Origin of the sequence: Microcoleus sp. B13-B6, assembly GCF_036705405.1 — a bacterium.
Lineage (GTDB): Bacteria > Cyanobacteriota > Cyanobacteriia > Cyanobacteriales > Microcoleaceae > Microcoleus.
Genome location: NZ_JAUBUJ010000017.1, coordinates 92,145 through 109,512 on the forward strand (window position 1 = coordinate 92,145; position 17,368 = coordinate 109,512).

Annotated in this window: 15 protein-coding genes and 3 pseudogenes; 9 read left to right on the top strand and 9 right to left on the bottom strand. The window is 45.5% G+C overall.

Translation table 11 applies throughout. From position 1 onward, the window contains the following. Positions 1 to 132: 132 nt before the first annotated feature. A complete protein-coding gene (locus QUB35_RS10420) occupies positions 133 to 2,007 on the top strand; it encodes an adenylate/guanylate cyclase domain-containing protein (RefSeq protein ID WP_333141843.1) in 1,875 nt (624 codons plus the stop codon). 508 nt (positions 2,008 to 2,515) lie between these two features. Then, the gene (locus tag QUB35_RS10425; protein WP_333141845.1) at positions 2,516 to 3,118 is read left to right on the top strand and encodes a Uma2 family endonuclease; all 603 of its coding nucleotides are present in this window, start codon (positions 2,516 to 2,518) and stop codon (positions 3,116 to 3,118) included. 9 nt (positions 3,119 to 3,127) lie between these two features. Here QUB35_RS10425 and QUB35_RS10430 read toward each other — a convergent pair. The 5 genes and pseudogenes from QUB35_RS10430 to QUB35_RS10450 all read right to left on the bottom strand — a co-directional run. Then, positions 3,128 to 3,322: pseudogene (locus QUB35_RS10430) on the bottom strand (YebC/PmpR family DNA-binding transcriptional regulator); the annotation flags it as partial. A 50-nt stretch (positions 3,323 to 3,372) separates the two neighbouring features. Beyond that, positions 3,373 to 5,571, bottom strand: coding sequence for a restriction endonuclease (locus tag QUB35_RS10435; RefSeq protein WP_333141847.1), 2,199 nt, complete (start codon positions 5,569 to 5,571; stop codon positions 3,373 to 3,375). A gap of 416 nt (positions 5,572 to 5,987) precedes the next feature. Next, a complete protein-coding gene (locus tag QUB35_RS10440) occupies positions 5,988 to 6,185 on the bottom strand; it encodes a hypothetical protein (RefSeq protein ID WP_333141849.1) in 198 nt (65 codons plus the stop codon). Between the two features lie 47 nt (positions 6,186 to 6,232). After that, the gene (locus tag QUB35_RS10445) at positions 6,233 to 7,000 is read right to left on the bottom strand and encodes a YebC/PmpR family DNA-binding transcriptional regulator (protein ID WP_333141851.1); all 768 of its coding nucleotides are present in this window, start codon (positions 6,998 to 7,000) and stop codon (positions 6,233 to 6,235) included. Positions 7,001 to 7,147: 147 nt separating this feature from the next. After that, on the bottom strand, positions 7,148 to 7,786 hold the full coding sequence (locus QUB35_RS10450; protein ID WP_333141852.1) for a histidine phosphatase family protein: 639 nt from the start codon (positions 7,784 to 7,786) through the stop codon (positions 7,148 to 7,150). 212 nt (positions 7,787 to 7,998) lie between these two features. On the opposite strand from QUB35_RS10450, the gene QUB35_RS10455 reads away from it, so the two are divergent. The 3 genes from QUB35_RS10455 to QUB35_RS10465 all read left to right on the top strand — a co-directional run bounded on the left by QUB35_RS10455 (position 7,999) and on the right by QUB35_RS10465 (position 8,964). Continuing rightward, entirely contained in the window at positions 7,999 to 8,283 is a 285-nt protein-coding gene (locus QUB35_RS10455; RefSeq protein WP_333141854.1) for a hypothetical protein, read from the top strand. Positions 8,284 to 8,374: 91 nt separating this feature from the next. Beyond that, positions 8,375 to 8,629: a hypothetical protein gene (locus QUB35_RS10460; RefSeq protein ID WP_242716968.1), complete on the top strand. Its 255-nt coding sequence runs from the start codon at positions 8,375 to 8,377 to the stop codon at positions 8,627 to 8,629. Next, complete coding sequence (locus tag QUB35_RS10465; protein ID WP_333141856.1) at positions 8,629 to 8,964, top strand: type II toxin-antitoxin system RelE/ParE family toxin; 336 nt, start codon at positions 8,629 to 8,631, stop codon at positions 8,962 to 8,964. Before QUB35_RS10460 ends, QUB35_RS10465 begins: the two co-directional genes overlap by 1 nt. A 71-nt stretch (positions 8,965 to 9,035) precedes the next feature. Here the strand turns inward: QUB35_RS10465 and QUB35_RS10470 are convergent, their stop codons facing one another. Continuing rightward, entirely contained in the window at positions 9,036 to 9,725 is a 690-nt protein-coding gene (locus tag QUB35_RS10470) for a class I SAM-dependent methyltransferase (protein ID WP_333141858.1), read from the bottom strand. A gap of 333 nt (positions 9,726 to 10,058) precedes the next feature. On the opposite strand from QUB35_RS10470, the gene QUB35_RS10475 reads away from it, so the two are divergent. Further along, positions 10,059 to 11,906 (top strand): polysaccharide biosynthesis/export family protein, encoded by a 1,848-nt coding sequence (locus QUB35_RS10475; protein ID WP_333141860.1) that lies wholly within the window; start codon positions 10,059 to 10,061, stop codon positions 11,904 to 11,906. Positions 11,907 to 12,088: 182 nt separating this feature from the next. Then, entirely contained in the window at positions 12,089 to 12,346 is a 258-nt protein-coding gene (locus QUB35_RS10480) for a MerR family DNA-binding transcriptional regulator (protein WP_333141862.1), read from the top strand. Between the two features lie 24 nt (positions 12,347 to 12,370). Here the strand turns inward: QUB35_RS10480 and QUB35_RS10485 are convergent. Continuing rightward, positions 12,371 to 13,670: pseudogene (locus tag QUB35_RS10485) on the bottom strand (IS4 family transposase). A gap of 160 nt (positions 13,671 to 13,830) precedes the next feature. Here QUB35_RS10485 and QUB35_RS10490 point away from each other — a divergent pair. Both QUB35_RS10490 and QUB35_RS10495 read left to right on the top strand, forming a co-directional pair. After that, entirely contained in the window at positions 13,831 to 14,232 is a 402-nt protein-coding gene (locus tag QUB35_RS10490; protein WP_333141864.1) for an IS607 family transposase, read from the top strand. Between the two features lie 161 nt (positions 14,233 to 14,393). Next, entirely contained in the window at positions 14,394 to 15,428 is a 1,035-nt protein-coding gene (locus tag QUB35_RS10495) for a transposase (protein WP_333141866.1), read from the top strand. 392 nt (positions 15,429 to 15,820) lie between these two features. On the opposite strand, the gene larE is transcribed toward QUB35_RS10495, so the two are convergent. Both larE and QUB35_RS10505 read right to left on the bottom strand, forming a co-directional pair. Beyond that, on the bottom strand, positions 15,821 to 16,648 hold the full coding sequence (gene larE / locus QUB35_RS10500; RefSeq protein WP_333141868.1) for an ATP-dependent sacrificial sulfur transferase LarE: 828 nt from the start codon (positions 16,646 to 16,648) through the stop codon (positions 15,821 to 15,823). Between the two features lie 136 nt (positions 16,649 to 16,784). Beyond that, positions 16,785 to 17,276 (bottom strand): annotated as a pseudogene (locus QUB35_RS10505) (Uma2 family endonuclease); the annotation flags it as partial. Positions 17,277 to 17,368: the final 92 nt, after the last annotated feature.

Sequence of the window (17,368 nt, forward strand, 5' to 3'; positions counted from 1 at the left end):
CATATCTAACTTTTAATTCCCAATTGCCGTCGGTGCTTGAGTTATCAGGGTTTTGAATTAACCGCACTCAGAGGCCGAAATAAATCCCACTCAGCGGTGTGCTAATCTGCTGCCCTTATTCGCTAGGCAATTATGCTGAAAAAACTACCTTTATCCTGGTCTCGCTACATTCCAGCCGGGTTGACGCTGGCTTTGGGTGTCGGACTGTCGATCCTAGCATTCGCCTTGGTTTGGGACTGGGAAGACAAGCGCCGCGACTACGAAATGCAGCGCCGCATCGACGATATTTCGATCGGCATCGAACGCCAGCTCAACTCCGACTTAGATACTGTTCTGGCCCTCAGCGACTACATGAAAGCCTTCAGCGCCGTCGAGCGTTCCTCTTTTGCCCGGTTTGTCGCCCGTCCCCTAGCCGTCCACCCCAGCCTGCAACTCCTGGCTTGGGCCCCCCGCGTCCCCAATTCCGAGCGGCGCAACTACGAAACCAAAGCTAGAACCGAAACAGAGCCCAGCTTCGAGATTACAGAGCGCGGCCCGCGAGGAGAACTCCGCAAGGCTCTCCAGCGTTCCGAATACTTCCCGGCTTTCTACGTCGAACCACCAGCCGGAAACGAGATAGTATTAGGCTTTGACCTCGCCTCCCACCCAGAAATCCGCGCCGCGCTCGATCGAGGGCGCGATACAGGAGAAATGATTGTCACCAGCTACATCGGCTTAACTCAGGGCAACTCCCCGGAACTAGGTCTTTTAGCCATAGTTCCGATTTACGAAAACAGCAGTAAACCGACTACCCTGGAATCCCGTCGCCAACTGCTACAAGGATTTGTTCTGGGCGTATTTCGAGGCAAAGATATTTTCCAAACCTCTTTAAAAGGACGCAATACCGACTACCTCAATATTTATCTCGTTAGCGAGGCTCCAGACAAGCAACAAGCAGCGTCACTGTTACCGCAAAGGGCCAACCCGGTTCTCAAAAATCTCCCTGCTGAGAGGCAAATTCAGCTATTTGCGGTGCAGTTCCAATCCGAGAGCCAACAAGTGCTTCCAGCATCAGCCGCTGCTGACCGAGCGCTGATGCAAAACTGCCCGATTCTTGACAATCCAGGCCCGAACTATACAGCTTGCAGAAGGCGGCTGAAAATTAGCGGCCGCCAGTGGTCTATGTACGTGTCGGCAACGCCGGAAATTCGCCGGATTCGCAAGCACTGGCGCTCTTGGGGAACTCTGACGATGGGGATGCTGTGGACTCTGATTCCGGTGACATATATGCTGACAGCTTTGAGCCGCACCGCCCAAATCGAAAAGCTAGCCCGAGAAAGAATTCGCCAAGCCGAACAGTTGCAGGCTGCTTACCTACAGTTGGAACTCGAACAAGCTAAATCCGAGCAACTGCTGCTAAACGTTTTGCCTGCTGCGATCGCCCTGCGTTTGAAGGACAATGAACACAATATCGCCGAAAGTTTTGCGGAAGTAACTGTGATGTTTGCCGACATTGTGGGGTTTACAGAGCTTTCGTCGAGAATTTCAGCGACGGCGGTGGTGAAAGTGCTCAACGATATTTTTTCGGCTTTTGACCACTTGGCCGATCGCCACGGTTTGGAGAAAATTAAGACTATTGGTGATGCTTACATGGTTGTCGGCGGTTTGCCTACGCCCAGAGACGATCACGCCGAGGCGGTTGCGAACATGGCGATCGATATGCTGCACGAAATTCGGCTGCTAAGTTTAGAACATTCGGAACCTTTCAGCATTCGGATCGGGATTAGCAGTGGGCCTGTCGTTGCCGGCGTGATCGGCTTAAAAAAGTTTATTTACGACCTCTGGGGCGACACAGTAAATATTGCTTCGCGCATGGAATCCCACGGGATTACCGGCTGCATTCAAGTCACCGCCGAAACCTACGAGATATTAAAAGATAAATATACTTTTCAGAAGCGTGGCGCCATTCAAGTTAAGGGCAAGGGATACATGGTTACTTATTTGCTGACTGGGAAAAAAGATTATTGACAATCAAGCATCCGGGATACCCGCCACGTGATTCATCCGTCCAGAAATAAAAAACCTGTATCCGATGAAACTTGCCCCCCAAATTGATCCGTGGGGTCAGTCGATTTTAGATTTTAGATTTTAGATTTTAGATTTACCCCACAGATAAATCTGGGATCTTGAACTAGGGTCTAAAAATTTTATCTTTCCACGACAGGAGTACGTGGCACGGTATCCGTTTTTGGGCTGGGTCAAGGCTTCTATTCTTTAATCTTTAATCTTTAATCTTTAATCTTTAATCTTTAATCTTTAATCTAAAATCTTTAATCTTTAATCTTTAATCTTTAATCTAAAAATGCTTCAATTCTAAAATCTAAAATCTAAAATCTAAAATCTAAAATCGATTGACCCAGCCCAAAAACGGATACCGTGCCTCCGATTCCCCGATCGACTAAGACTTTCGAGCGCCAAGCTAAGATATGATAAGCTCAAGGTATTCTATCACCCCTGCACCAACTGAGGAAAAACCATGACGACGCTGCTAATCCAAACCGAAAGCGTCCCACTGACGGTCAATTTCCCTGCGATCCAATCGATGACTGTTGAACAGTTCTATGAATTCTGTATAGTTAATCGCGATTTAAGAATTGAGCGTACTGCCAGTGGGGAAGTCATTATCATGTCACCAGCCTTTTCAGATACAGGGAATCGCAACATTAAAATTGCTCAGCAACTTGCGAACTGGGCAGAAGAAGATGGCACAGGTGAAACGTTTGACTCCAGTGCAGGCTTTACCTTGCCGAATGGAGCAACCCGATCTCCCGATGCCTCATGGATTAAACTAGAGCGCTGGAATGCCTTAACTGAAGAACAAAAAGCCTCATTCGCACCGATTTGTCCTGACTTTGTGATTGAATTGCGGTCTGCTAGTGACACTCTCAAGGGATTGCAAAACAAGATGCAAGAATATATTGATAACTGTGTATCGCTCGGCTTTTTGGTCGATCGCAAAAACAGAAAAGTCTACATCTACCGTCCCGATTGCGAACCTGAAATCTTAGATAATCCTGAAACAGTCAGCGGCGAGCCAGAGTTACCGGGATTTGTCTTGCGGATGGCAAAAATCTGGTGATTTAGATTGTTAAACCATACTCAAAGACATCAATTCATCTGTCATTTCAAAATTCGCCGTCACACTTTGCACGTCATCCAAATCTTCGAGTGCATCCATTAACTTAAGGAGCGATCGAGCTTTTTCAGGAGTGTCTATTTCCACTGTATTGCTGGGAATCCAGCGAGTTTCCGACTGCAAAACTGCCAAGTTTTTGTGTTTCAAATGACACTCCCCGCTCTTTCAGAGACTGGGATTCTTGGTTCATAGATACCTTATTTTTTAGCTCGAATCACTAAATCAATTAACTGTTCTCTTCCCCAGAGTTGTACCCCATTCGCTTGAGCCAGTTTATGAGCATTGGATGTAAACATACTGTTTGTAATAACGATCGCATCTTGCGCCCCGTAATACTTAACCGCACTAACCACTTCTTGCACGGCGGAATTTCCCACTTTTCCTTGATAGCGTTTTGCCTGGACAACGGTTTTCTTGCGGGCTTTAGAGAGAATCAAGTCCGCACCAAAATCCCCCGTTTTGGGTGTCATTTCGACCGCATAACCGAGATTGCGGAAACAGCAGGCTAAAAATTCCTCAAACTCTTCTCCCGTCATGCGATCGACCTGATCGATTAAATACCCAATCTCTGCCACTTCTAACCGCGTAGAACCTGCTAAAATCTGCTTGAATTTTTTCAGCAGAATTGCACTCAACTTAGTAGAAGGAGAATGAGAAGATAAGGGGGGAGCTTGTGATTCAGTATCTATTAAATTCGCAATCTTTTGCACGTCTAATCGCCCAGCAACTTTTATGATTTTTTGGAAATTTTGCAGCATACTCGAACTAAACTTATTAGTAGAAGGAGAATCAGAAGATAAAGAGGGAATTTGTGATTCACCTTGGACTTCAGTTTGTGCTTCAGTGGGTGGCGGTACCGCATCCTCGATGCAAGTTTGCTGGGCTGGCTTTTGAGCTTGCTTTCTTTTGCTCAAAACAGCCCGTTGAATTGTCAGCAAAATTTTCCCCTCTTGTTGATTAATTTCACCGTCAGCCTCGATGATCTCAGTGCATCGCTTTAAAAGTGGTTCGGCAAAGTCAAGTTCGAGTTGTGCGAGTAAAATATCCAACTTGGGAAGCAATTTAGACTTATTTGTCACAGCTTCAATCTCAGCTAAAGTCCTGGGATTTAAATTCGCCGCTCGTAATTCCGGTAATAACTCATCCCATCGGGTGAATTTTTTGCTGGCATAGACGACATACACCAAAATCCAATCCATCACCGTTTCTTGTGCGATCGCTGTCTCTAAATATTGCTCACTTTCCGCTTGCAATACCTCTTGTAAATCTCCGAGCTTGGTTTCGATTTCCGAGGAATCGAGATGCGCTTCATAAAACCGACAAGCACCGTATCCCAGCGCGTAAATCATTGTCGCACTGGCGCTAGCATTAATTACCGCACCCGCCAAGGGAATATTGCTGACAAGCGTAACTCCAGCTTCGATAGCTAAATTGCTACCCAAGGACAAACCAAAAATAGCGACAACTTCTGCTTTGCGATCGCTCGATCGCAAATCCATGCCATAGGCTGCAGCAATTTGATAAACCAACTCGGCAGATAACGCCGTCATTGCCGCTAAATCCATGCCAGACAACGCCAAAGCCACGCCGGGAACTAAACTGCTCACCAAGCCACTTCCTGCCGCTAGCAAGGCTTTTTCCACCATCAAGTGATGTGCGATCTCTTCGGGTTTCTCGTGAGGATATTGGCGCTGTAACTCTCGAACTTGCGCCTCGGCAGTCACGACATCAACTTTACTGATCGCACTAACTAACCAGTCGATTTTGAAATTTTCAGTCAGTTTTTTCAAGATAGGACTCTGGGAAATCGAACCGAGGGCTGAATCCCAAAAATTGGGAAATTGGAGTGCTGCACTTCCGGCATTCCCTACCGCATTGCCTACCGCACTCGCGGTATTAACAACAATCTCACCTCCAGCACTGCTTGCTGCATTCCCCACCGCACTGGCGGTATTAACAATCGCACTTCCGGCATTCGCTACCGCATTCCCTACCGCACTCGCAGTATTAACGATCGCACTTCCGGCATTCCCTACCGCACTGGCGGTATTAACAACAATCGCATCTCCAGCACTGCCTGCTGCATTCCCTACCGCACTGGCGGTATTAACAATCGCACTTCCGGCATTGCCTACCGCACTCGCTGTATTAACAACAATCACATCTCCAGCACTGCCTGCTGCATTCCCCACCGCACTCGCGGTATGAACAATTGCACTTCCGGCATTGCCTACCGCATTCCCTACGGCACTCGCCGTTGCAGAGACGGCTCCGAAAACGGAACCGAACCAATTGGATTTACCCCCTGGTTCAGCCTGCACATTCGATTCGGATATATCCTTGGTTTCGGATACTTCGGTTGCTGACAGAACTTCTTCTGAGTGCGTGCTGTCCATTTTGCTTTCGTTGTTATCAAAAAATTTGGTTTAAAACCCCTTCTTCAGTGGCCGGCTTTAATTTCTTAAATCCATTCCTAAAAATCAGGGAACTGCTGGTATTTGTAGTATACTACAATCGTCAAGGTTAAACTCCTGTGCCATCGTGAAACAGTTAAGACACACTTTTAGGCATAAATTGTTGGACTCAGAGCAGCGAATACTCTTAAAACAGCTAGAGAATCAACGCATTCTCTTTACCAGAAAACAAATAATTTGGTTCATTTGTTAAGTAGGGTAGGGCATACCCGAACTCGCTTGTTCATATCAAGCGTACGCTTTTGGAGATAGACCCTCTGGGGTTGCTGTGAGTTGAACTCGTCAATTGGTATTTTGTACGGTTGAAAGGTTTAAGAATTGCCGCAAGGACATAGCGCTTAAAGGTCAGTCGATGAATTAAGAATCCCCACGCCTTCAGGCCCGGGAGTGTCAACTAGCATGGCTTTACTGTGGGTTGAGATTTTCAATGCAGCTTTTTCAGCAATGCGTTGGATTGACACTCCCCACTCGCGTACAGATAGGGATTCGTTTCCTGGTAATAGTGTAGCGCGATCGTCCCGCTGGCGAGTTTTCATCTTTTGCAGTGCCAGCGGGACGATCCAGATCCCTCATCTTTAAAGCATTAAACCATACTCAAAGACATCAATTCATCTGTCATTTCAAAATTAGCTGTCACACTTTGCACGTCGTCCAAATCTTCCAGTGCATCCATTAACTTCAAGAGCGATCGAGCTTTTTCAGGAGTGTCTATTTCCACTGTATTGCTCGGAATCCAGCGATTTTCCGACTGCAAAACAGCAAAACTTTTTTGTTTCAAAACATCAGCCAGTTGTTCCAAATGAGCCACACTTGTAAATACCTCTGCACCTTCAGTATCCTCATCAATTAATATCAAATCATAAGATTCCGCAGCCGCCTCTAGGGACGCTTCAAACAATTGTTCCTCATCAATTGGGCCGCGTACCGTACAAACCCCTTTGTGGTCAAACATCCAGCCCACACAACCAGTTTCGCCCAGGTTGCCGCCATTTTTAGTAAAAGCTTCTCGCAAGTCAGCCGCTGTGCGGTTGCGATTGTCTGTCAGCGCTTCAATCAGAATAGCAACCCCGCCAATGCCGTAACCTTCGTAGCGAATAGCTTCTAAATCCGAACTTCCCCCCGCCAAGCCAGCACCTTTGGCGATCGCCCTTTCTATGTTTTCATTAGGAATATCCGCCGCCTTGGCTTTTTCAATAGCCGTCCGCAGTTGAAAATTGCCAGCGGGATCGGGAACTCCACTGCGGGCCGCGACAATAATTTCGCGAGATATTCTAGCAAAAATCTTGCCTTTAACGGCATCAACTCTAGCTTTTTGGCGTTTAATATTCGCCCACTTACTGTGTCCAGCCATACCTATTTGAGATTTGCGATTTAAAATGTGCGATCGAGATTAAAGAATAACACCCTGATTCGGACTAATCAGATTAACGTAGGGTGCACCGGGCAGCGCACCTTACACACATAGCATAAAATGCGATTTTTCGCACAAATCTCAACTTTAATTAAACCGGATCGCGGTTTCAGAGTCAGTCAGGTGAGAAGTATCGCCATTAAGTGCGATCGACCATTCTCCCTCACCCCGCACCACTTTCACCAAACAGCACAAAGAAGCGTTAATTTCCGTTTCTGCACAGCCCGCCAGCCCGATCGCAGTTCCTAAAACCGACGCACCGTGACCTACTAATAACATATCTTCGGGAAACTCAGCCGCGAGGCGTTTAGCCGTTTCCCCCGCCCTTTTGAAACAAGCTTCCCCAGTTTCGGGATAATTAGCAATACCGCCTTTGTAGGAAGCATCAATCCTGGGAAAACGCCGGCACAAAGCTTCTACGGACTCAGTTTCCGGCATTTCTGTCATCCATTCAGGATTTAGCCATTCGCACAGTCCCCAGTCTAGTTTAATTGACAAATCGAGAGCTTCTGCCGCGTGATTTGCTGTTTGGACAGTTCGCAGAAAAGGGGAAGCAAAAATATGAGAAATTCCTTCTCCTTTGAGGCGATTGGCGAGTTGTTTGGCTTGAATGTGACCGTCTTCGGAAAGGTGGGGGTCATAGGGGCGTTCTGCTGTGAGAAACCAGTCGGGGTTAACGAAGTCGATGCGGTTTCCGTGTCGTGCGATCCAGACTGTTTGTGGCATGAGTTGGTTTGAGTTTGGATTATGGGTCTGATATTATATCAAATATTAGTCATTAGTCATCAGTCACGAGTCATTTTTTTAAGTATTAACTAATTTTCCGACCGTTAGTAAAATACAAAAGTCTTTAATTAATTTTACCGCAACTGTGCGTGATATTGTACGCAATTATTTGACACGGCGCTAAAATTAAATCAGTCACTCTCTATTGTCCAATGGCTCAATCTATAAAGCAACTTCATGCCCAAATCCAAGCCATGCCCAGCGATTCGGTTAAGGCGATCGTGCTTTCATGGCTGAATCAGTCCAACGGTAATCTCAGCGACTTTGAACGGTTAATCGCAGAAATTGCCGAGGAAACGGAGGGATATCAGTGGGGCGAAATTGACACAGCAAACGAGTTTCAACCCCTCAGCAAAGAACAAATGATCGCCAATAGTCTCGCAGCCTTGCAAGATTACCAGACAAACAAGACGGGCCGAAGAGCACGATCGGGTTAAGCAATGGGCCGATAGTCTAGGGAGCGATCGTTTTGGCTACCTATGCCAAAATAAAGTTAGAAAATAAAGTTAACCATTCATCATAACTTTTATGACTCTTACACTCACCTTACCCCCCCAAATCGAAGCACTGCTGCGCCAACGGGCGGAAAGTACAGGACAAGATATAACCAGCGTTACCCTAGCTGTTATCGCGTTCGGACTTAGCTTTGATGAAAGCGATTTCTTCGAGGCATTAGAAGGGATTCAACGCGGACTTGATGACTTCGATCGGGGTCAGTTTTCTACTCTGGAAGAGTTTGTCGATAGACAAAACCAGAAATACGGACTTTCTTTGGAAGCATAATGTATCGCATTGACTTTTCTAGTACAGCTCAATCTGAAGCTGATGCAGCGTTTCTGAACTTTTCCCAATTCACGACTCCCGAACGCGCTCAAGCATGGTATCAGGGCCTGATTAAAGCGATTTCCTCACTCCAAGAAATGCCGCGTCGTTGTGTTTTAGCCCGTGAAAACGCATTTTTCAGCCAAGAGATTCGCCAGCTTCTGTATGGAAGTGGTAAAAACACGTATCCCATACTCTTCACTATTTTTGACGATCAACCCATACCAACGGTGAGGATTATCCACATTCGCCATGCAGTCCAGCGTGCGATTGGCGAACCCCAAGATGAGGCATGACCTTATGCTTAGCTTATCTAATTTTTTTGAAATAAGCGATCGCAAATTGCCATGCCCTCCGCAGCCGCGAATTACATTCGCCCCCTAACTCGCAGCATCTTATTCCCGCCTTTTTGAAACTCATAAGGAGCCTCTTGAATTTCTACACTAAAATTTCTCTTTTTCAATTCGGCGACGATCGGATTTAAGTGATCGGATTCTTCCCCGCTAAAACTCTGCAATAGAGGAAAGACGCGGACTTCCTTCGCAACCCGACACATTTCTGTAATTGCTGATCGATGAAATTCTTCGGAAAGCAGGTGAGAATAAGCAAATAAGAAATGGCTGCACAAAGCTAAATCGAATTGACCGTTCTCGAAAGGCAAAACTGGCAGCTCAGCATTAATGTAGCGGCCTTGCTGCAAGCCAGATGGAAAATCTTCTAAAAATTCCTGCATCGCCTTCATTCGCACTTCGCCTAGCTGGTAGGGCGATTCAAAATTATTCCACAGGTAGCCGTCTAAATTGGCTTTAACACCGTCAATCACAGTTTGATATGTTTCTTGGATGCGATCGCCAATTTCCACCGCAGTAAACTGATAAACTGGATCGCAAGAAATTACCTTTTTACCTTGGCGAGTCATTTCGGCATTGAAACTCGCCGGGCCGCCTGCACAATCAAGGATTGCTAGTTTGAGGTCACTTGATGTCAAGCTAAACATTCCTATGTATTCATCCAAGCAGCGTCCCCAGGGAATTACTTTATCCAATTTTAGTGACACTTGTCTTTGTCCCGCAGATATAATTATCTAATATTTTACCTCAAATCAGGGCGGTTTTTTCCTATCTCCTTTCTGTGGCGGGTTGATTTGTATCCCGAGTTATGTGTGAAAAATTTTGCTCAAACGAGATCCTAATCCTGAGAACAGTTGGCGGGCTTTACAGTTTCTTTACAAACAAGGGGCAAAATAGTTAAGTGCGATCGCACAATTTTTATGATTCCACCTGTGGATTTTGCAGCGAAGCGAGGCTACACTGGACAGCAGGGAAAATAAACTAAAATCCACTAGCTAAATTGCTCTTGTTCAATGGCAGGCTGCAACCAGGAAAGAAAGATGAAACATACCATTCAAACCGCTACAAGTCTGAGTTTGTCAGCACTCCTGGTGCTATTGAGTTCGCTGCCCAGTATAGCTCAGTTGCCTGCCGTCAGAACTCCTGCAGGCACTCCTAACCCAAACAGGCCGAGAGTACCGCCGCCGCCACCTGCGGGTTCGGGTTTGCCGGCGAGCGGCAATTCTGGTTCGCTGACGCAAGAAGCAGCTTATACTTTAGGGTCGGGCGATCGCATTGCTTTAGAGATATTCGGCGTCCCTGAATTCAGCAGAGAATATCAAGTGTTAGTTGACGGGACGCTCAATTTGCCAATCATTCGCAGCGTCTCAATTCAAGGGTTGACGCTGGAACAAGCCGCTAACGTAATTACCAGGCGATACGAACCCTTCATCAATGTTCCCGTTGTTACCGTGACTCTGATGGTCGCTCGCCCCCTAAATATAGGTCTTGCAGGTGAAGTTACTCGCCCGGGTTCCTACAAGATTAATCCCACTAGAGAAGGAGGAGGAGTAAAATTCCCGACTTTGATGGAAATGCTGCAACTTGCAAAAGGGGTGACATCAGCAGGAGATATGCGAAATGTCCAAATTCGCCGTCCCCGCAGAGGCGGGCCGGAGCAAGTTACTACTGTTGATTTGCAGGATTTTTTAGAGACGGGAAATTTGCGTCAAGACGTTACCATTCGAGATGGAGATACAATTTTTGTACCGACAGCAAGTGCCCTTAATACTGAAGAAGTCCGTCAAAGAGCCAGTGCTAATTTTTCCGCTGATATTACTCAACCAATTGGCGTGGTAATTGTCGGGGAAGTAAACCGGCCGGGGCCTTATACTGTATTTGCTTCGGATGTGCGATCGAGCAACCAACAAACAGAGTTGAGTTTTGTATCTATCGACCAACAGCAAGGAGCTGTTGTGGGCTTACCAACGATAACTAGAGCATTGAAAATTGCTGGTGGTATCACTACAGAAGCTGACATTCGCCGAGTGCAAATCCGCCGCCGAGTCAGAGGGGGCAACGAACAAACTATCATGGTAAATCTGTGGGATTTGCTGCAAAGAGGCGACGCAACTCAAGATATTTTGCTGCAAGAAGGAGATAGCGTAATTATCCCGACAGCAGCTACTGTAGACTTAGCTGAAGTTTCTCAAGTCGCAAATAGCAGTTTTTCTCCGAACGCGATTAGCATCAATATTGTAGGAGAAGTAATTAGGCCTGGGGCTTTGGAGGTGCGGCCTAGTACATCCCTGCACCAAGCTTTGCTGACCGCAGGCAGTTTCAATCAATTGCGGGCTAAAAAAGACAAGGTAGAACTATTGCGATTGAACCCCAACGGTACTGTTTCTCGCCGCACCATCGAGGTGGATTTTGCTCAAGGGTTGAATCCTAATAATAACCCTACTCTCCGCAACAACGATGTGATTCTGGTAGCGCGATCGGGCTATGCTAGGGTAGCAGACAATATAAACAGATTCTTGCAGCCCATAACAGGAGTAGCAAGTGGCATTAGCACGGTTAGCGGCGTTCTTACGGGGTTTCAAGCAACTATCAACGCTTTTCAAAACTTATTTTTGGGAGGGGATTTCGAGCGGCAAAATCAGCTCAGACAGCTTCGCGAACAACGTGAAGACAGACAAGAGCAACGTCAAGACAGACTGCTAGACAGAGAGCTCCAACGTGAAGACAGACAGCGGCAAGCTGAAGACAGACGCTTGCAACTGGAAGACAGACAGCGGCAAATCGATCTGCAAAATCGGCAACTTCAGATTCAGCAGCAGCAACTTCAACTTCAGAATCAGCAGCCGCAGCAAATGCAGCCACAGCAAATTCAGCCAACTACTCCTTGATAAGACTCGGGCGTTGAAAGTTAGCCACCCTCTTTATGAATCGGCGGTTGAAACCGCTGCATAGAGTCAAACGAAGTCCGAGCAAAGGGGGAGGTATCTCCAGGACGAGTTTTTCTTAGACATTTCCCGCCATAAGGCAGACAATTGATGTAGACTGAGATAATTCACTCAAAAAACCCAATATGTCCACATATGTACCACCAAGAATCGCTATTCAACGACTTGGAGTATGTTCAAAAACCCTTGAAAGGTGGGAAAAAGAAGGGAAAATCAAAGCATACCGAACGCCGTCAGGACAGCGACGCTACGACGGAGACTCAGTTGTCAATATTCCATCTACTAAACCAACCATCCTCTACGCCAGAGTTAGCAGTCGAAGTCAAAAAGCCGACCTTCTCCGACAGACTGACTTTCTTCTGTCTCGCTACCCCCATTGGTGACAAGTTAAGGCTGTAAGTCTTTTGTCAAGAGGCTTTCGGAGAGTTCTTAAAAAAGAATTGGTCAGACCCTCGTTGCTTTTCAGGAAAAGGGGCAATAATTAACTTAACATTCGGTTTTCGCTGCTGTTTAATAATGCCTAAATCTCGATTTTGGGGGTCAGCAAAATACTTGATTGGATCTGTTGCTTTACCTTTATGATGAGCTATAGTAAAATGATAAAGACCGCGATAAATCATTTCTAAAGAAATCTGCTCAAAAGGTAGAGCTAGTTCATCAGCTACCGCATCACCTAAATCTACTAAAACTGCATAAAATAACCAAGTTGCCCAAATCTGTAATTTAATCCCATTGATTGAACCCGTCCATAAATAGCTTAAATCTAACAGCCTTTTTACAATATTAAAAGCTTCTTCAATCCGCCAACGTCTTCGATACAAATCTGCTACTACATAAGGGGGTAATTTTTCTGGCTCTAGCACACTTGTTAAATAAGAATGCCAGGTTTTTTCTGAACGAACTTCAATCAAACGTAAGGTAATAAACGGAGTTTTCTTTGTTCCAGACCCCAAACGTATCTTACGGTCTCGCAGTCCATAACTATCGGTAAATACTTCCTCTACTTTGATGGCGGCTCCTTTCTTTATTCGGGTAATAAAGTTAACCTTTTGCTCAATTAATCTTAACCAAAAATTAAAGTGATAAAAGCCTCTATCTAATAGTAATAACGTATTTTCGCTGGCTAGATTGAGGATATTCTCTTCAAGTTTTACATCCGATTATTTCGCATTTTCGGTAAACCAAATTTCGACTGGCAATCTAGTTACTAGATCAATTACTGTACTTATTTTCCCCGCCAATTGTCCTATTTTAGCTGACTCTAAGTTTGATAATTTCCGAAATAATGCCTCTAATATTGAACTATCTATAATCCATATCTGCTCAAATCTTGTTAATGTAAACTGAATACTTTCTGGTAAGGTTCGTTGATTTCTCCTCTGCCAATTTGTTCTTAAACGCGGTAATAAATCCTTAAATACTTGTTCAAACAGCTCAGCAGGAAAGGTCAAAAATCTCGATCGAGAGTGCTTGTTGGCTGACGGACGTGGGATTACACCACAGAAAGCCGTCTCTCGTTAACATTCGGGTCAGCTCTCTTACCCCTGCCACATCTCGCCATAGTAAGGTTAAGACCGCAGCCATCATCAATGGCAAGTTGAGAATTCGGTCTCGAAGTTTTAGCTGACGGTAGGAATTTTCCTGATTGAGCATGGCTGGTGTCAGTAATGCTTCTAGTTGCTGGGCAATTACTTCATCCTCTATCAGTGGTCGTTGTTTCTTTTTCGCGTGGTCCCGATTGGTAGTTCTGGTCTTGGTCATGGCTGGTCATAATTGCTCAACTACTTGCCTATTCTGAGTTTCATCTATTTTTTAACCAATGTAAATACCCCCTTGACAATTTACCCATCACCTTAACTTGTCACTAATGCGCTACCCCGGATGTGAAATTATCCAAGACATCGGGAGCGGCCTCAATTTCAAACGGAAAGGTCTTATCGCCCTACTGGAACACATTTACACAGGCGACATCGGAATGGTTGTCATTGCCTCAAAAGATAGATTGTGCCGATTCGGGTTCGATGTTATCTCATGGTTTGCGGAGCGGGGCGGGTGTAAGATTCTGGTTCTCAACAATAGTTCACTTAGTCCAGAAAGAGAAATGGTTGAAGATGTGCTCGCCATCATCCACGTCTTCAGTTGCCGATTGTACGGACTCAGAAAGTATAAAAAGCAAATCATTGAAGACTTTGACGTACCGAGTTTACCCAAAGGGGGAGACAAAGAAAGTCTGGATGTTGAGAATTCACGCCAATCGCAAAGTGTATAACAATGCAATCGCTTACCTGAATAAACACCAGGGAAAATTTACCTACTACACTGTGGACAAAAAGACCAGTCAGCCAGTCTTGAAAACTTCCGGTAAACAAGCTTTTCGTAGCTTCTGCAAAACTCGCTTGTTGCGAGATAATCCCGGAATGGTGCAAAGAATTGGGAATAGCACACAGTTTGGACAACGCCCTTTTCGAGGCTTATACAGCTTGGAAGAAGACTGACAAGCAGCCCGCTCAATTAGGTAAAGGAAAAAAGGCAAAACCCAATCCTTTAGTCGGATTGAAGTTGGCTCGATTCAGGTCAATCCGCTCCCAGAAACAAACAATTCAGTTCGACCCGGGTGATTACAAGAACGGTCATCTAATGCTCAATGCTAGCAAAGGTCTAGAAAAACCTCTCTGGACTGGGCAGGATTCCTGCTTAATCAACTATGACAAGGCAGTAGAAGTCACCTACAATAAGGGACGCTGGTTCGTAAATATGCCTAGAGAGATGGACGTTCCAGAACCCAAAAATGGCGGCAAGACCATCGCACTCGACCCCGGACTGCGCTGTTTCCTGACTGGATTTGATGGCAATTCTTTTACTGAATTTGGAAAGCATGACTTTGGGAAGATTGCCCGATTGTGCCAGCATTGGGATAAGATGCAGTCAAAATTTGGATGCTCAAAGGGCGGTCAGTTTTCTCGATTGCGTTATCGGCTAAAACAAGCAATGGAGAAAGTTAGAACTAAAATCAAAAACCTGCGGTCGGAAATTCACAAGCAGGTAGCGAGCTATTTAGCACGGAATTACGATGTTATTTACCTACCTACTTTTGAAACTTCTCAAATGGTGGCAAGAGGTAGTCGCAAACTTAATTCCAAGTCGGCGAGGGCGATGATGACTTGGGCATTTTATCAGTTCTCGCAAACCTTAGAACATCTCTGTAATCGTTACGGTTCGAGATTGGTTAGATTGACGGAAGAATATACTTCCAAAACTTGTACAAAATGCGGTCATATTCAGAGAAAGTTAGGTGGCTCTAAAACTTTTAGATGTCCCAACTGCGGTTATGAAATACCTCGCGATTTCAATGGCGCTTTAGGAATTTTTCTTAAAGCTTTGTGGGATACCACCATACTCTCAGACGTATCTGATGAGTGTGCTATATTCAGATTTTCGCCGATTGTCGGGGATTGTCTGAATTAAAAGTATCAGTAACAAATAAAGGGGGTATTAAAAGCAGATTTGCTATTACATGGCACATCCCAAATCTACGGCAAACATCCAAGGCGTTGCGGATTTACGGTATGAAAGGTTAAATAGGCCCGTCATAGAAACCAGTATCCACAAAGCTTTTGGATTTTAAAGTTATTTTTTTCATACCCTGATTAAGCAACGCCACTTTGAGATTGCTTCACTGAGTTCGCTGGGCGACAGCAATACGTTACTTTTTCGTAAGTCCTGTAATCCTAACAATTCGAGCCGTGAAAGGTATAAGTTGCTACATCAAAGGTAAAGTTTCGATTGACATAGTTCCCCTTTGTCCATGTCCCAAACTACATCAATCATGAGAAATTTTTTGTAGTCTGGAAAATTAATCAACCTTTTGCCTGCAACAACTGTGGCTGCAAAACCTGATTTAATTTGCCACTACGAAACCCCTCCAAATCCAAAGTCGCGTACACAAAACCAAACTCCTGGAACACCGCCACCAATGCAGGCAAATCCGTATTTACCACAAACTCCTGAATCTCCTCTGCGGGTAACTCAATCCGCGCCGTATCTCCGTCCGATCGCACTCGCAAATTTTTCAGTCCCAACTGTCGCAAATACCGTTCGGCGCGCCCCACTCTTTGCAACTTTCCAACGGTGATTTCTTCGCCGTAAGGAAAGCGCGAACTCAAACAAGGTTGAGCCGGTTTGTCCCACCAAGGCAAACCCAATTCTTTGGCCAACTGCCGCACTTCCAATTTAGTCATGCCTACTTCTGCTAAGGGCGATCGCGCGCCGCGTTCCTTCGCAGCCTGAATTCCGGGACGGTAATCCTTTAAATCGTCAGCATTAACCCCATCCACCACATAAGGATAACCCTTTGCTAGTGCTAGGGGTTTCAAAGTATCGTGCAGTTCGCTTTTGCAGAAATAGCAGCGGTTAACTGGGTTAGAAGTGTAATTGGGATTTGCCATTTCCTGAGTTTCTACTTCCTGGTGGGCAATGCCAATTTCTGCTGCTTGAATGCGCGCATCTTCTAAATCTTCTGGCAGTAAAGACGGCGAAACAGCCGTCACTGCCAAAGCGCGATCGCCCAATACATCAAAAGCGATTTTTCCCACCAAAGTGCTGTCAATTCCGCCGGAGTAGGCAATCAAAGCCCGTTCCATTTGTGCGAAAATATCTTTTAATTGTTCTAGTTTTTCTACTAACATAAATTCCACTTTTTGTTACAAACAGAGAAGTAAGAAAGCAAACTAAAGAAAGAAGGATGAAGAAAGCATATCTCGATCGGGTTCCCTTCTTCCCTCGAACCTCTTCTTTCTTCCGACTTCCATCGGACTTCTAATGCTATTCGGGATCGATACCCAGGGCTGCCAATCGAGCCAAAAGCTCTTGATTTCGCTGTCTTTCCTGTTCCAGCAGCGTCTCGGCTAACTCTTTGTGTTGCTGTTGGCGATCGGCCCGCTGGCGTTCATTTTCTGCCCTTTCTTCCGGCCACAAAAGCAGTTCTGCGCCCTCCGCCCACCAACGCAGCCAATATCCCGTTCTACCTTCGCTATTTCCCTGCCACACTCCCAAAAATAGATTTAATCCAGGTATTAAATAACGGCCATTTTCATCAGAATTTTGATTTTCATAACGCTCGGATTCAAGCGCATAAACTTCTATTCTGCCTGTATCCGGCCGAAAAATGACATAGCGAGGAACTTTGATTACTTGTTCGTAAAAAAACCACTTGCCGATTTCTTCTGTGTGTTCGACAGAGTATTCATCGCCGTAAGTAGCTGATAGAAATTCCATCACTACAAAAGGGACTGTTCCTTCGGTATGAGGGGTGTAACTGCGGCGGGGATAGTTTTGACACTCCCCGTGCTAAAGCAGCGGGGATTCTCCGGAAATTAATCCGGATATCCTTTTTTCTGGATAACCGC